The 14,981-nt window shown below is 62.5% G+C and carries 12 protein-coding genes; 3 read left to right on the top strand and 9 right to left on the bottom strand.

Annotated elements, in window-relative coordinates:
- Positions 1-20: 20 nt before the first annotated feature.
- The 7 genes from J4D99_RS18145 to J4D99_RS18115 form a co-directional block, all read right to left on the bottom strand.
- The gene (locus tag J4D99_RS18145) at positions 21-422 is read right to left on the bottom strand and encodes a DoxX family protein (protein ID WP_208133159.1); all 402 of its coding nucleotides are present in this window, start codon (positions 420-422) and stop codon (positions 21-23) included.
- A 25-nt stretch (positions 423-447) separates the two neighbouring features.
- On the bottom strand, positions 448-1,989 hold the full coding sequence (locus tag J4D99_RS18140; protein ID WP_208133158.1) for an efflux transporter outer membrane subunit: 1,542 nt from the start codon (positions 1,987-1,989) through the stop codon (positions 448-450).
- 89 nt (positions 1,990-2,078) lie between these two features.
- Positions 2,079-3,278, bottom strand: a complete 1,200-nt coding sequence (locus tag J4D99_RS18135) for an efflux RND transporter periplasmic adaptor subunit (protein WP_208133157.1) — start codon at positions 3,276-3,278, stop codon at positions 2,079-2,081.
- A gap of 91 nt (positions 3,279-3,369) precedes the next feature.
- Positions 3,370-6,720, bottom strand: a complete 3,351-nt coding sequence (locus J4D99_RS18130) for an efflux RND transporter permease subunit (protein WP_208133156.1) — start codon at positions 6,718-6,720, stop codon at positions 3,370-3,372.
- Between the two features lie 354 nt (positions 6,721-7,074).
- On the bottom strand, positions 7,075-8,226 hold the full coding sequence (locus tag J4D99_RS22245) for a hypothetical protein (RefSeq protein WP_345229248.1): 1,152 nt from the start codon (positions 8,224-8,226) through the stop codon (positions 7,075-7,077).
- Between the two features lie 189 nt (positions 8,227-8,415).
- Positions 8,416-8,802, bottom strand: coding sequence for a hypothetical protein (locus tag J4D99_RS18120; protein WP_208133155.1), 387 nt, complete (start codon positions 8,800-8,802; stop codon positions 8,416-8,418).
- A gap of 225 nt (positions 8,803-9,027) precedes the next feature.
- Positions 9,028-10,236 (bottom strand): proline dehydrogenase family protein, encoded by a 1,209-nt coding sequence (locus tag J4D99_RS18115; RefSeq protein ID WP_208133154.1) that lies wholly within the window; start codon positions 10,234-10,236, stop codon positions 9,028-9,030.
- A gap of 190 nt (positions 10,237-10,426) precedes the next feature.
- Here J4D99_RS18115 and J4D99_RS18110 point away from each other — a divergent pair, with 190 nt between their 5' ends.
- A complete protein-coding gene (locus tag J4D99_RS18110; RefSeq protein WP_208133153.1) occupies positions 10,427-11,557 on the top strand; it encodes a chorismate mutase in 1,131 nt (376 codons plus the stop codon).
- 8 nt (positions 11,558-11,565) lie between these two features.
- Here J4D99_RS18110 and J4D99_RS18105 read toward each other — a convergent pair whose 3' ends face one another.
- Positions 11,566-11,784, bottom strand: coding sequence for a hypothetical protein (locus tag J4D99_RS18105; RefSeq protein WP_208133152.1), 219 nt, complete (start codon positions 11,782-11,784; stop codon positions 11,566-11,568).
- Positions 11,785-11,997: 213 nt separating this feature from the next.
- Complete coding sequence (locus J4D99_RS18100) at positions 11,998-12,471, bottom strand: hypothetical protein (RefSeq protein WP_208133151.1); 474 nt, start codon at positions 12,469-12,471, stop codon at positions 11,998-12,000.
- Between the two features lie 130 nt (positions 12,472-12,601).
- On the opposite strand from J4D99_RS18100, the gene aroB reads away from it, so the two are divergent.
- Together aroB and J4D99_RS18090 are read left to right on the top strand one after the other, a co-directional pair.
- Positions 12,602-13,642: a 3-dehydroquinate synthase gene (gene aroB / locus J4D99_RS18095; protein WP_208133150.1), complete on the top strand. Its 1,041-nt coding sequence runs from the start codon at positions 12,602-12,604 to the stop codon at positions 13,640-13,642.
- 34 nt (positions 13,643-13,676) lie between these two features.
- Entirely contained in the window at positions 13,677-14,933 is a 1,257-nt protein-coding gene (locus J4D99_RS18090) for a 3-phosphoshikimate 1-carboxyvinyltransferase (RefSeq protein WP_208133149.1), read from the top strand.
- Positions 14,934-14,981: the final 48 nt, after the last annotated feature.

Genomic DNA, 14,981 nt, shown 5'->3' with positions numbered 1-14,981 from the left:
GCGCCAGATGTTGCGGTGCGCTAGGCCAACCGGGCCAGCACCGGCCGCCGAAGCAGCAGAATAATCACCAGGCCCAGCAAAAGACCCAGCGCCGGCAAGCCTTTGGGGAGCAGCCCGCCCGGTATTTTGGTCGCGTGAATGAATACGGCCCCTATCATGATGATAATAAGCCCTAGCGCCGCGGGCCGCACAAAGCGCGGCAGCAGCAGCCCAATACCGCCCAGTAGCTCGCCACCCGCCACCAGGTACGTAACAAATGCCGGCATTCCCAGCTTGGCAAACATATCGACCGTATCGGTCAGGTGCAGCAGTTTATTGCCGCCCGAGAAGATAAAGGCCAGCCCGATGAGGACTTGCAGAACCCAGGAAATGATGTTGCGCGCTGCCATAAAGTGGTGAATTGATGAGGCTAGCGCAAACATACAAGCCAGCAGTCATGTACCAACACTATTGCTGCCAGCCGCCGCCCAGCGCCCGCACCAGCGCCACAGCGGCGCGCAGTTGGGTGGTTTGGGTTTGCACCACGAGGCGCGCCGCATCGAGGGTTTGGCGGTCGGCATCGACCACGGCAAAGTAGTCGCTGAGGCCCCGGCGGTAGCGCTCCAGGGTGAGGCGGCCGGCCAGGCGGGCGGCCGTGAGGGCGCGTTGCTGGGCGGCTAGCTGGGCTTCGGCGGCGCGCACGTTGGCCAGGGCCGTTTCGACTTCCTGGTAAGCGGTGAGGGCGGCGCCTTGGTAGTTGGCTTCCTGCTCGCGGCCCTGGGCGCGGGCCAGCTGCTCGGCCCCGCGCAGGCGCCCACCGTCAAAAAGCGGAATATTAACACCGCCGCCCACGTAGTAGGTGAGGGCATTGCCGACCTTGGGCAGCTCGCCAAGGCTCTTGGCCTGCGGCCCGATGAAGCCGTTGAGCAGCAGCGTGGGCAGGCGGTTGAGGCGGGCCTGGTCGGCGCGCAGGTCGGCGGCCGACAGCAGGCGCTCCTGGCGGCGCAGGTCGGGGCGGCGCGCCAGCAGGCTAGCCGGCAGCGTGGCCGGAATGCTGGGCAGCGGTACCAGCAGCGGCGGCACCGCGCTAGCGGGCGCCGGGGCGTGGTCGGCCAGGGGCAGGGCGCTCTGGTAACTCACCGAATCGGGGGCTAGCGAGGGCAGCACAAAGCTGCTGGCCGGCTTGCCCGTAAGCGTGGCCAGCGAGGCCACCAGCCCGGCGCGCTGGCGGCGCAGCTCAATGGCGCTGGCCTCCACAGTAGCAAGCTCGGTCTGGGCACGGCGCACCCCGATTTCGTTATCGACGCCCGCCTGAAAGCGGGCGTTGGTGAGCTGCACGTTGTAGCGCCGGGCCTGGCGGGCGCTGTCGAGCACCAGCAGCTCGGCATCGAGGCCGCGCAGGCTGAAATAGGCATTGCCCACATCGCCCGACACCGAGAGGCGCACGGCTTGCTCGTCGGCCTCGCTGGCCTGCTCGGTGGCGCGGGCGGCTTGCGCCCCGCGCCGCAGCCGGCCCCACAGGTCTACTTCGTAATTGACATTCAGCGGCACATAAAACTGATTTTGCTGCACTGCCACTGCCGGAATCACCGACGACTGCACCGGCCGCAGGGCCGAGAGCTGGGTATTATACACCGAGGGGGCTAGCGCCACCACTGGCGCGCGCAGGGCCTCGGCCACGCGCAGCTGCGCCCGGGCCTGGTCGATGCGGACCACCGCCGCCCGGGTCGTAAAGTTGAGGCTAGCGGCCTGGGTTTCGAGGCGCGTGAGGGTCGTGTCGTTGAATATCGCCCACCAGGCAGGTAGGGCAGGAGCCTGGGCAAGCTGGCGGGGCCGGGCCGTATCAGCCGCTACCGGCGCGGGCACCTCGGCCCGGCCCCGGCCCAGTGAATCGACGGGCGCCGTGTTCTTATACGCCGTGGGCACCGGCACGGCGGGCGGGTTATAAGTATAGTGGCTCACGGCACAGCCGCCCAGTGCCAGGCCTAGCAACGCAACAGAAATACGCATTCTAACTTTCGCTATTAATAAAAGTCGCCTGTCATTGCGAGCCTGCGAAGCAATGACAAGTGATTCTGGACGAACTACCAAGCCGCTAATTACTTCGCTACCGGCGACGACACGCGCGGGGCATCGGGGTCGTTGGGGCGAGGCTTGGCGGGCGGCGGCCCGGCGGGCTTGCTGGGTTTGGGGGCGGCCTTGGTGTCCACGGCCAGGCCCTCGGTCAGCGTTTCGGCGGGGTTGATGACGAGCAGCTCACCGCCTCGCAGGCCCTTGGTTACTTCGATGGTCGAGCCAAAATCGCGGCCTAGCGTGAGGGGCTGAAAGTGGATTTTACCATCCTGCACCACCGCCACTTTGGGGTCGATGCCCGGCACCAGCGCATTGGCCGAGATGAGCACGCTGGGTGAGGTTTGGGGCAGCCGGAAACGCACCTGAGCATATACCCCGGCGCGCAGCTGGCGCTGACCACCCCGGTTGGGCAGTACTACTTCGGTGCGCAGCGTCCGGGTCTGGTCGTCGAGCGAAGCCGCGTCGCGGGCCACCCGGCCTTCGAAGGGCTGATTGGGAAACTCGGGCACCAGCACATCGGCCCGCAGGCCGCGCCGGATGCCGGGCACGAAGTTTTGGGGCACATCCACAAAAGCGCGCAGCGTGTCGGTCTGCTCAATCTTGAAGAGCTGCGTGCCGGTGGCATTGCCGCCCGTCACGAGGGTGCCGACTTCCACATTCCGCTGCGTCACAACGCCATTAAAGGGCGCCACTACCTGGCGAAAGCCACGCTGGGCCTGCAGCTGCCGCACCACCGCCTGCTGAGCCGCATACTGCGCCTTGCCCGCGTCAAGCTCCTGCTTGGAGATAGCGCCCGGCAAGCTGACGCTGGTGAGGCGGTTGTACGAGCTTTGGGCCAGGCTGAGGTTGGCCTGGGCCTGGGCAATCTGCTGGTCGATTTCGGGCGTGGCGATGGTGGCTAGCACCTGGCCCCGGTGCACGCGCTGGCCGATATCGGCCGTCCAGCTTTGCACAAAGCCATTGACACGGGCGAAGGCAAACGTTTCGTGGTTCGAGCGCAGGTCGGCGGGCAGCGTCACGGTGGTGGTGTCGGGCGCGGCCTTGGCGGGCAGCACGGTCACTACGGGCTTGGCGGTGTTTTGCTGTTGGGCTTCGTCGTCCAACTCTTTTTTATGGTGCAGGCGCGGCAGAAACCCCACCAGAAATAAGCCCCCAAATACCAGAAGCAAGATGAGAATAACCAGCCAGAAGCGGCCGGTGCCGCCAGTTTTTTCTTCGGTTGACATAAAGTATTGTAAACGGGAGCAAGTCGCTAACCCGGCGTTGTCATTGCTTCGCGGGGGCGCGCAATGCTAGGCGGTATTTTAGCTAATAGAGTTAGGCCGCCTGCGCTTGTGGCTCAGCTTCGGCTGGTGCTTCCTCTTTCTTTTTGAGGTAAGAGAACATGATGGGCACAAAAAACAGCGTGGTAACCGTGGCCAGCATCAGCCCGCCAATCACGGCGCGGCCGAGCGGGGCGTTTTGCTCGCCGCCTTCGCCCATGCCCAGCGACATCGGCAACAGGCCGATAATCATGGCTAAGGCAGTCATCAGTACCGGGCGCAGGCGGGTGAAGCCGGCGTCGAGGGCCGCGTCGCGCGGGCTCAGGTCGGGCTCTTCTTCGCGGCGCTCGTTGGCGAAGGTGACGAGCAGAATCGAGTTGGCCGTGGCCACGCCGATGCACATAATGGCGCCCATCAGGGCTGGCACGCTTAGCGTGGTTTGGGTCACAAACAGCATCCACAAGATGCCCGCTAGGGCCCCCGGCAGGGCCGTGATGATGATAAGCGGGTCGAGCCAGCTTTGGAAATTTACGGCCATCAGCAAGTACACCAGCAGGATAGCGCCGGCCACCCCGAGCCCGAGCCCGATAAACGAGGTGCGCATTGACTCGGCCTGGCCGCGCAGCACAATGGTCGTGCCCTTGGGCAGGTGTTTTTCGGCCTCGGCAATGATGCGGCGCACGTCCTTGCTCACGCCACCCAGGTCGCGCCCGCTCACGCTCGAGTAGAGGTCTACGGTGCGCTGAATATTATAATCGGAGGCCACGGCCGTGGTTTCGGTGCGGCGCAGCTGGGCAAAGTTGGTGAGCAGCTGCGGCACCGGCTGGCCGGGGCCCGTCACGGTGATATTGCCCAGCTCGTTGATGCTGCCGAGTTGGCTAGGGGGTGTTTGCACCGCTACCGTGTAGTTGACGCCCGTTTGGGTGTTCAGCCACTGGTTGGGGTTGGTTTGGGTGCTGCTGCTCAGGTTCACGAGCACGTTGTTGGCGATGTCGCGCTGGGCCAGGCCCGCCTGCTGGGCCCGCACGCGGTCGATGTCGAGGCGCAGCTGCGGCTGGTCAAAGGCCTGGTAGATAAAGGCATCGACCACGCCTTGCACCTTGCTTATTTTCTTCTTGAGCTCGCCGGCAATGCGCTGATTGGCTGCTTTGTCGCGGCCCGTCACCTGAATATCGATGGGCGCGGGCAGGCCGAAGTTCAAGGTCTGATTGACGATATCGGCCGGCTGGAAGAAGATGATGAGGTCGGGAAACTGCCGGTGAATTTCGTGGCGCAGGCGCTCGATGTACGCGGCCGTTGGCCCGTGGTCCTCCTTCATGCTTACCAGTATCTCGCCGTCGCCAGCCCCGATGGTGGGGTTGTCGCTCAGCAGCAGGTTGATGGGCACTACCGGCAGGCCAATGTTGGCGAGCACCAGGTCCAGCTCCCGGGCCGGAATAACCTGCCGGATAACGCCCTCTACCTGCCGGAAGCGAAGCTCGGTTTCCTCGACGCGCGTGCCGGTGGGCACCCGCACGTGCAGGCGCAGCTGCCCGGCATCTACGGTGGGGAAGAAGTTTTGGCCGATGAACGGGTAAAGGCCCAGCGAACCCACGAATAGCACCACAAAGGCCGTTATCACCATCGGGCGGTGGGCCAGGGCCCAGTCGAGCGCCGAGGTGTAGCTGGCCCTAAACTTCTCAAACCCATGCTCAAAGCCCTCGTGAATGCGCCACACCCAGCTTTGCTTGATGCCTTCGCTGGCCCGGCGCTCGGCGTCGGTGATGGGCGTTTCGGCTTCTTCCTCGGGCGTACCGCTGGGGTGCTCCTTCTCAAACTGCTGGTGGTGCAGGCGCGCCAGGTCGCGCTCTATCTGCGTCACGGCACGGCCGTTGCGGAAGTGCGCGCTCGGTACATCTTCTTCCTCCTGAGCGTGGTAGATGGGCAACTCCTTGCGCAGCAGATACATCACCAGCGTCGGCACCAGCGTCCGGCTGAGGATGTACGAGGCCAGCATGGCAAAAATCACAGCCGTGGCTAGGGGGGCAAAAATGGCCGAAGCCACGCCACCCAGGAAAAACACCGGCACAAACACAATGCAAATGGCCAGCGTGGCCACGAGCGCCGGCGTCGCAATCTGCTGCGCGCCGTCCAGGATGCTGCGCTTCAGGCCCTTCTTCTGGCCCATGTTGCGGTGAATGTTCTCGATTTCCACCGTGGCATCGTCTACCAGGATGCCCACGGCCAGCGAGAGGCCACCCAAGGTCATGATATTCAGGGTCTGGCCCAGAATATTCATCACGATAATGCTGACCAGGATAGAAAGCGGAATGCTGACGGCAATGATGAGCGTAGAGCGCCACGAGCCCAGAAACAGTAGTATCATGAGCGCCGTGAGGGCCGCCGCGATGCTGGCCTCGATAATAACGCCCTTGATGCTGGCCCGCACGAAAAACGACTGGTCAAACAACAGCTTGATATTCAGCGCCGGCGGCGCATTGGCCTGAATATTCGGCAGCGTTTTCTTGATGTTGTCGATGATGGCTAGGGTCGACGCGGCCCCGCTTTTTAGAATAGGAATGATGGCGGTGCGGCGGCCGTTCTGGCGCACAATATTGGTTTGCACCGCCGCGCCCTCGTGCACAAACGCCACATCGCGGATGTAAGTCGTGACGCCGTTCTTGGTTTGAATGGGCAGGTCGTTGAGCGTGGCGATGGCCTCGGGGCTGGAGTTCAGCTTTACGTCGTACTCGCGGTTGCCAATTTTGGCCGAGCCAGCGGGCACGGTCAGGTTCTGGGTCGTGAGGGCGTTTACTACATCATTGGCGCTGAGGCCCTTGCCGGCCAGCTTCTGCGGGTCGAGGTCTACCATCACCTGCTTGGGCTTGCCGCCGTTGGGCAGCAGCACGGAGGCGCCCGGCACCACCGCCAGGCCCGGCCGGATGAACGCATTGGCCGCGTCAAACAAATCGGACTCGCCGAGCGTCTCAGACGAGAGCGAGGTTTGCGCAATCGGCACATTAGAAGCCGAATAGCGAATAATGAGCGGGGGCGTAATGCCGGGCGGCAGCACCCGCAGCAGCGTTTGGGTAATAGCCGTGAGCTGCGCCACGCCCGCATCGGGGCTAGCCCCCGGCTGAAAGAATACCTTGATGAGACCGATGCCCTTCAGGCTCTGGCTTTCCTGGTGCTCCACGTCGCTCACCGTAGTGGTGATAGCCCGCTCCACGGGTATCACCACGCGCTGGTTCATCTCCTCGGGCGAGATGCCTGCGTAGGTCCAGACAATGCCCACCACCGGAATCGGAATGTTGGGGAAAATATCGACCGCCATGCGCTGAATTGTCAGCACGCCCCCAATTAGAATAAGCAGCGCCATCACCACGAAGGTGTAGGGCCGCGCCAAGGCCAACCGTACTATCCACATAAGCTCTTCTCAGGCAGTTGCCCAGCTACTTGTTCGACCAATAAATTCTGTAGCGCACGCCCGAATTATGCACTAAAAACTGCATTTCGCAGGAATAGTTGCACCATGAGGCATATTAACTATCTTGCCAACTGCTTCACTAATAATTCATTAGGAAGTGTGCGCTGGCTAGGGCCGGGTGGGAAGGGAGCGCAGGCTGCACACCAAAGGCTGGCGGCAAGTACTCCACAGACAGGCATTCTGCCCAGATGTTGCAAGGGATAGTGCAGATAGGTGGGCTAGCCACTGAGGAGCAGCCACAAAAAAGCCTCTCCCGGCTGGGAGAGGCTTTTTGAAAGCTAAAAGCAAGACTGCTTAGTAGCGGTAAACTTTATCAGCGTTGTTGTTGCGGAACTGCTCTTCAAAATACTTGGCATCCTCGGCGTTGCGGGGCTTCACGCCCATTACAATACCGCCGTTCTTAATGCCTTCTTCGTACTCAGCAGCGTGCTCCTCGGGGATACCCGAGCCTACAAGGGCGCCTACCAGGCCACCCGTGAGGCCACCGGCACCGGCACCAGCTAGGGCAGCGGCCAGCGGGCCAGCAATGATAAGGCCAAGGCCCGGCAGGGCTACCGACGTACCAATGGCGGCGATAGCACCAATGATAGCGCCAGCCGTGCCACCGATGGCCGAGCCCACGCCAGCACCTTCCATGGCTTTGTCGCCAAGGTCAGTGTGAGCAGTGTTGTCACCAAAGTGCGTCTTGCGGGTTTCATCCGACATCATTAGGTTCACGTCGTCTTTGCCGTAGCCGCGCTCGTGCAGCGACTGGTAAGCTTTCTCAGCGCTACTGCGGTCGCGGAAAATGCCGCTCGTGTGGGTGTAATCACCATCGTAGCTATCGCGGGTGCCGGTAGCGGCATCCTCTACAGCGTGGCCGGCACGCGAGGCCGTGTTCTGTACTGCATCAATGCCACGGCCTACAGCGGCACCAGCCGTGCCAGCTACTGCGGCACCTTTAGCGGTAGCCGAGTAGTCATCGCCGGGGCGCGAAGAGTCTGTACCCATCGAGTTGGTAGTGGTATTATTTTTTGAGTAGTCGCCATCGTAGCTGTCGCGGGTGCCGGTAGCGGCATCCTCTACAGCGTGGCCAGCGCGCGAAGCGGTGTTCTGTACTGCATCGATGCCACGGCCTACAGCGGCACCGGCATCACCGGCAATTTCGCCGCCCTTTTGGGTAGCCGAATAGTCATCGCCAGGACGCGAGGTAGAATCGGTCGAATTGGTCGGGGTGGTGGGCGAAGTCGTTGACATGGGGCTAGTAGAAGTAGAATCTAAAGTGTTAGCGTCCGAAGAAGTGCTGCCGCCAGTGGCGCTGCTGTAGTCGGTGCCAGCGTTGTAGCTGGTGCTTTCGTTGCTGGTAGTGCCGCTATTGCCGAGGCCAGTGCCGGTGTTGCTGGTACCATAGTTGGCGCCAGCGCCGGTACCAGAATTCATCGGGTTGTTTGCATCGTTGGTGTTCATCGGAAAAGGGGTGGGGTGAGTAATAAGCGCCAGGACTATCGTCCGGCTTCCGAGGTTCTAAACGGGGTGAACGAAGCGGGGGTTGCGAAGTGCCACCGACGGCCAGCCAGCCGGCCGCGGCCGGCAAGTAAAAAAGCCTTGGCGCTGGCCAAGGCTTTAAAATGATTTATAATGTTGATAAATATGCTGTTAGCTGGTGGCAGTATTGAGTGCGTACTGCTCGTAGTTAGCTTCCTGCTGCCAAAACTCCCGGCATTCTTTTATTAAACCCTTCAGAAAATTTTCATCCTGCTTCAGGCTGCGCCATTCGCCCATGCCCAGGCGCTCGCATAGCTTGTAGAAATTATCGCCTTGTCCCTTAGAGCCTTGCACCCGCACAAGGCTACTTAATAGGGGCCGGCCGGCCGCATATTCCTCGGTAGAGATTTCGGCCAGCATCTCATTGAGCCGCGATTTTTCGTGCGAGATATCCAAGTTCAGACCTAGTTCGGACTCGTGCACCAGCGTGAGGTAGCTGACCGTGCCGGCCTGCTGCCGGGCATAGCGGATGAGGTAGTGACGAAGACGGTTAATCATGGAAGAAGACGAATGGCCTTACGCTAGCACCAACCAGCCGGGCCAATGCGTTAGCTGGGGGTGAAAGAAAAAACGCGGCAATAATTGTCAGCTAGTAGGCAAGCACTTGTGGGCCGAGCCTGCAAATAAGCCGGAAGAAGATACCAAAAATCAGGCCTACGTTGCAAAAAGCAGCGGCTAGCCCGTAAAAATCCAGTATTTGCCTGGCTGGCTGCTACTAGGGGGCTAGCGGCCCTGACGGCGGCGCAATTCTTTCTGAATCAGCAGAAACTCGCGGCTGCTCTGGCCCGCGATGGCCGTGTTCTCGTTGGCACGCCGCAGCAGGTAAGGCATCACGGCCTCTACGGGGCCGTAGGGCACATACTTGGCGGTGTGGTAGCCGGCGTGGGCCAGGTTATAGCTCAGGTTGTCGCTCATGCCGTAGAGCTGGGCAAACCACACGCGCTCATCCTGGGGGGCTAGCCCCGCTTGCTGCATTAAGTGCGTGAGCAGCAGGGAGCTGGTCTCGTTGTGGGTGCCGGCGCACAGGCTGATGCGGTCAACGTGCTGCACGCAGTAGCGCAGGCTTTCATTATATAGGTCGTCGGTGGCCTGCTTGCTGGGGTTGATAGGATTCTGGTAGCCGCGCTGCTGGGCCACCCGGGCTTCCTTTTCCATGTAAGCGCCGCGTACCAGCTTCACCCCCAGATAGTAACCGCCCTGCACAGCGCGGTCGTGGGCCGCCTTTAGGGCATCGAGCCGGTCGTGGCGGTAGAGCTGGTAGGTGTTCCACACAATGGCGCGCTCCTGGTTGTAGCGGCGCATCATGTCTTCGGCCAGGTCGTCGATGGTTTGCTGAAACCAGCTTTCCTCGGCATCCACAAAGAGGCGCACGCCGTGCTGATGCGCGCTGGCGCACAGCGCATCAAGGCGCTGGCGGCCCCGCTCGAAGGTGGCTTGCTCATCGGGCGTGAGCGCAGCCCCGGCCTGTACTTTTTCGAGCAATACGGTGGGCATGAGGCCCGTTACTTTAAAAACGGAGAACGGAATGTTGGGCGTGGTGGCCGCCAAGGCAATAGTAGCCAGGATTTCGTCGCGGGTGCGGTCGAAGCTGCGGTCGTTGCCGGTGCCCTCCACCGAGTAGTCGAGAATAGTGCCGATGTGGTAGCGGCCCAGCTCGGCAATCACCGGCTTGCATTCCTCGATGGTTTCGCCGCCGCAAAACTGCCGGAAGATGCTGTGCTTGATGAGAAACTTGGTGCCCGGAAAATTAAATTTCAGGGCTGACTGCATCAGCCCACCGCCGGCTTTTACCAGGCTGCCGTTGTTCATGGCCGCAAACAGGGCGTACATCTTGCGCAGGTCAGCATCAGATTTCGATTCGAAGGCAATCCGGGTGTCTTCGAAGGAGATAGGGGCCACGGGCGGCGCGGGCACGGCAGGATTAGCGGGCATGGTAAAAAAGCAAGGCGGGTGAGAGGGAGTGGGGTAGGGTAGTGCAGGTATACGAAGGTACGCCCCCTAGCGAAAACCCTATTTGCCCCGGCCGGGTTACTTTTAGGCTTTCGTACGGGTGCTCGCCCAGCGGGGCGGGGCCTGCATGAGCTACCGCGCGCCGGCTAACAGAGCCGCTGCTATTTTTTGAATGGAAACTACTACCGCCGCCGACACCTACTTTACCCGTCGGCTAGCCCAGAAGGGCCAACCCCTCATCATCGCCGGCCCCTGCTCGGCCGAATCGGAAGAACAGGTGCTCACCGTGGCCCGCGCCCTCAAGGCGGCCGGCCAGGCTGATATGTACCGCGCTGGCATCTGGAAGCCCCGTACCAAGCCCGGCGGCTTTGAAGGCCGGGGCTCGGCCGCCCTGCCCTGGCTGCAAGCTGCCCGCCAGGAAACCGGCCTGCCCATGGCCATTGAGGTAGCCACGCCCAAGCACGTGGAAGATGCGCTGAAGCATGACATCGACGTGCTCTGGATTGGGGCGCGCACCACCGTCAACCCCTTTGCGGTGCAGGAATTGGCCGACGCCCTGGCCGGCACCGGCAAGCCCGTGATGGTGAAAAACCCCGTCAACCCCGACTTGGCGTTGTGGGTGGGCGCGCTGGAACGGCTGGAGCGGGCCGGCATCCGCGACCTGGCGGCTATTCACCGGGGATTCAGCACGTTTGCGCCCTCACGCTACCGCAACGCGCCCACCTGGGCCATTCCGATTGAGCTGAAAACGCGCTTTCCGGAGCTGCCGCTTATTAATGACCCTAGCCACATCGGGGGCTCGCGCGACTTGCTACTGCCCATTGCCCAAAAGGCACTCGACCTCGACTACGATGGCCTCATCATCGAGACGCACCCCGACCCCGACCACGCGCTCAGCGACGCCGCCCAGCAGGTGACGCCCGCCCGCTTGCAGGAAATATTGAGCGAGCTGAAATACCGCTACCGCTCCAGCGACAACGTCGACTACCGCAACAAGGCCGAGGAGCTGCGCCAGAAAATGGACACGGCCGACCACGAAATCCTGGAGATGCTGGCCCGGCGCATGGCCCTCATTCAGGAACTGGCCGAGTATAAGAAGGAGAACAACGTGAAGATTTTGCAGCTGGAGCGCTGGCAGGAAATCTTCAAAACCCGCCCCGAGTGGGGCAAAAAGCTGAATATCGACGAAAAATTTGTGGGTGAGCTCTACAAGCTTATTCACATCGAAAGCATTCGGCAGCAAACGCAGGTGCTCAACGGCCGGCCCATCGACGGGCCCGTAAACCTAGGGCCGGGTCTATAGGGCCCTGGCTACTGCACCCGGCGATAGGTCTTGACGGGCGCATCGCACGGCCCGCCGTGGTCGATGACGAGCGTGCCGTTGTTCAGTGAATAAGTGGCCGGACTGAGCAGCATGCTAGTGGCCGTGTTGGTAAACACCAGCAGCGGCAAACTACCCGTGCCGCCACAAGTGGCCCTGGTGCTAAAGGCGTACGTGCCGGCGGCATCGACCTTGCCGTCGCGCAGCACCGTGAAGTGCTGGTTGGCTTCCAGGGTCAGCGTTTCGCTGGGCAGCGGCGCGGCCGGGCAGTAGCACGTCAGGTCGGTAAGCCGCCAGGAGCCCGCCAGGGTGCCGGGGTCGGGGCTGGGCGAGTCGGCAGCGTGCTTGCAGCCGGCGAGGCTAGCGGCGAGCAGCAGGGAAAAAGCTTCTTCATAGCGGGGTAAGGCTACGTAAATAATCGGCTAATCGGCCACCCAGTGGTAGGTTTCGATGGCGCCGCCATCCACGCACGCATCCTCGCCGACGATGCGTAGCACCTGCTGGCTGTTGCGCTGCTCGATGGTGTAAGTCCTGCGCTCGTTGTTGGGCAGCTTCTCTTCTTGGGTCGAATAGGTGATGATAGGTAGGCTAGCCGGCCCCATACCGCAGCGCGGCAGCGTGCCCATCGAAAGCTGGTACGTAGTGTGGTAGTCGGGCTGGCCTCGGCGCCGCAGCAATAGCTTTCCACCCGCGCCGAATACCAACTGGCGCGTGTAGCCCTCGGTGGCGGGGCTGCGGTTGCCGGCCCAGCCCAGCGTCGACTGGTCCCATTCCCAATGGCCGGCGGCCAGCGCCAACTCGTCGTAGCTAGCTGGCCCGATGTCGACATCCTGCTGGCAGCCAGTGGCCAGTTGCGCCGCGCTCAGCAGCAAGCCATAGAGTAGTAGTTTTCGCATCGCGACGTGGAAAGAAGAGGGCGGATACTACCAGGGAGGCGCCGCGCCGGAGAAGCGTTGCATGCTCTGGCGAATTAGCATGGGCTGGCCCGCCGTTTATTTGCACCCGCGTTACTTCCCCGCTTTGCCATTGAGTACCCCGCCTATCATCGGCCCCGAGGCCCTGCCCGCCCTAGCCGAGCGCCTGCGAATAGCCCCACCGAGCCGCCTCTTTGTGCTGGCCGATGCCAACACCGCCCGCGACTGCTACCCACGCCTGGCGGCGTATCTGCCCGCCCACGAACTGCTAACCATCGCGGCCGGGGAGGAGCATAAAACGCTGGCTACCTGCACAGAAGTATGGCACTGGCTGACTCAGCACGAAGCCGACCGCCACGCGCTGCTAGTATGCCTGGGCGGCGGCGTGGTTACCGACCTGGGCGGCTTTTGCGCGGCTACCTACAAGCGCGGGCTGCGCTGCATCGGGGTGCCTACTACGCTGCTAGCCCAGGTAGATGCGGCAGTAGGCGGCAAGACTGGTGTTGACTTTCAGGGCTTTAAAAACCATATCGGCGTGTTTCAGGAGCCGGAAGCGGTGTTTATGGAGCCCGCTTTTCTGAGTACGCTGCCGGCCGGCGAGCTGCGCTCGGGCTACGCTGAGGTCATCAAGCACGCGCTCATTGCCGATGCGGCGGCTTTTGCCGATTTGCGGGGGCTAGCCGTGGCAGCCGTGCCCGACTGGACGCCCATCATTCGCCACTCGGTGGCTATTAAAGGGCAGATTGTGGCCCAGGACCCGCACGAGAGCGGGCCGCGCAAGCTGCTCAACTTCGGCCATACCGTGGGCCACGCCCTCGAAAGCTACCTGCTGGCCCAGCCCGGCCGCGCCGTGCGCCACGGCGAAGCCGTGGCGGCGGGCCTGGTGTGCGAGAGCTGGCTCGCCGCCCAGCGCGGCTTGCTCTCGGCCGCAGAGCTGACCCAGGTGCGCGAGGTAGTAGCTGCCGCCTTTGAGCCGCTAGGCTTTGCTGAAAATGAAATTGGCGAAATAGCGGCCTACGCCCGGCACGACAAAAAAAACCAGGGCGACGTCATCAAGTGCACTCTATTACAAGGCATTGGCCACGGCATTTTTGACCAGGCCGTGACAGTGGCCGACATAGAAGACTCGCTGCGCGCTTATTTAACCAAGTAAAACGGAGTAATATTCTGTTTTTCTGCATCTTGACATGACCAATCAATCTCTGCGCTGGCCGGGCGGCCCGCTCACCGGCACCGCCCATCTGCCCGCCTCTAAGAGCGAGGCCAACCGCGCCCTACTGCTCCAACGCCTGGCTGGCGGCGGCACCCTCAGCAACCTCTCCGAAGCCAACGATACCGTACTGATGCAGCGCCTGCTAGCCCAGGCCGCCAGCACCGACCACCTCGACGCCGAAGACGCCGGCACCGTGATGCGCTTCATGACGGCCTACCTGGCCGTGACCGGCTGGCGCGGTACCCTCACCGGCGCGGCCCGCATGAAGCAGCGCCCCATTGCCATCTTGGTCGATGCCCTGCGCGCACTAGGGGCCAGCATCGAGTACGTAGAGCAGGAAGGCTACCCACCGCTGCGCTTTGGCGGCCAGCCGGTGGCGGCGCCGGCGGGCCAGCTGGCCGAGCTGGCGGTGCGCGGCGATGTGAGCAGCCAGTACATTTCGGCCCTGCTGATGGTAGGGCCCATGCTGCCCGGCGGCCTGCGCCTGCGCCTCACCGGCGAGGTAGGCTCGCGGCCTTATATCAAAATGACGCTCAAGCTGATGCAGCACTTCGGCGCTGCCGCCACCGAAGTAGGGCGCGATGTGATTGAGGTGCAGCCCGGCGGCTACCGCCCGGCCGACTACACGGTGGAGAGCGATTGGTCGGCGGCCAGCTACTGGTATGCGCTGCTGGCCCTGGCGCCGGCTGGGTCAAGCCTGTTGCTGCCGGGCCTGCGCGAAAAGTCGTGGCAGGGCGACCACGTTATCCAGATTATCATGCAGCCGCTAGGGGTGGTTACTGAGTTCCGGGCCGATGGCAGCGGCGCTAGCCTCACGCAGAGGCCGCTGGCACCGCCGCCGGTGGATGCCCCTACCACCAATTTCTCCGACTGCCCCGACCTGGCCCAGACGGTGGCCGTAGTAGCCGCCGCACTAGGCCGCCCGCGCCGCCTCACCGGCCTCGACAGCCTGCGCATCAAGGAAACTGACCGCATTGCGGCCATTCAGCAGGAACTGCGCAAATTCGGCGCCGATATGCCCGAGGTGGCGCCGGGAGTGTTTGAAGTGCAATCGGCTAATTTTCACGTTGATGGTCAAGCTGTTGATACCTACGACGACCACCGCATGGCCATGGCTTTTGCACCCCTAGCCATGCGCGGGCCGCTGCTGGTGCACGAGCCGCTGGTGGTGCGCAAGTCGTACCCCAGCTTCTGGCGGGCCCTGGCGGCCGTAGGCATGCAGGTGGGCTAGCTTGAACAGGCAAGCAATACTTCGTCTGTCATTGCGAGCTTGCGAAGC

The organism is Hymenobacter sp. BT559, assembly GCF_017571525.1.
Classification (GTDB): Bacteria; Bacteroidota; Bacteroidia; order Cytophagales; family Hymenobacteraceae; genus Hymenobacter; species Hymenobacter ginsengisoli.
The sequence above is the reverse complement of the archived record's forward strand: the minus strand, read 5'-3'. Positions and strand labels throughout refer to the sequence as shown.

Bases quoted from the DNA above. Each gene is read 5' to 3' on its own strand.
- J4D99_RS18145 (WP_208133159.1), bottom strand. From the start codon at position 422: ATGTTTGCGCTAGCCTCATCAATTCACCACTTTATGGCAGCGCGCAAC.
- J4D99_RS18140 (WP_208133158.1), bottom strand. From the start codon at position 1,989: ATGCGTATTTCTGTTGCGTTGCTAGGCCTGGCACTGGGCGGCTGTGCC.
- J4D99_RS18135 (WP_208133157.1), bottom strand. From the start codon at position 3,278: ATGTCAACCGAAGAAAAAACTGGCGGCACCGGCCGCTTCTGGCTGGTT.
- J4D99_RS18130 (WP_208133156.1), bottom strand. From the start codon at position 6,720: ATGTGGATAGTACGGTTGGCCTTGGCGCGGCCCTACACCTTCGTGGTG.
- J4D99_RS22245 (WP_345229248.1), bottom strand. From the start codon at position 8,226: ATGAACACCAACGATGCAAACAACCCGATGAATTCTGGTACCGGCGCT.
- J4D99_RS18120 (WP_208133155.1), bottom strand. From the start codon at position 8,802: ATGATTAACCGTCTTCGTCACTACCTCATCCGCTATGCCCGGCAGCAG.
- J4D99_RS18115 (WP_208133154.1), bottom strand. From the start codon at position 10,236: ATGCCCGCTAATCCTGCCGTGCCCGCGCCGCCCGTGGCCCCTATCTCC.
- J4D99_RS18110 (WP_208133153.1), top strand. From the start codon at position 10,427: ATGGAAACTACTACCGCCGCCGACACCTACTTTACCCGTCGGCTAGCC.
- J4D99_RS18100 (WP_208133151.1), bottom strand. From the start codon at position 12,471: ATGCGAAAACTACTACTCTATGGCTTGCTGCTGAGCGCGGCGCAACTG.
- J4D99_RS18090 (WP_208133149.1), top strand. From the start codon at position 13,677: ATGACCAATCAATCTCTGCGCTGGCCGGGCGGCCCGCTCACCGGCACC.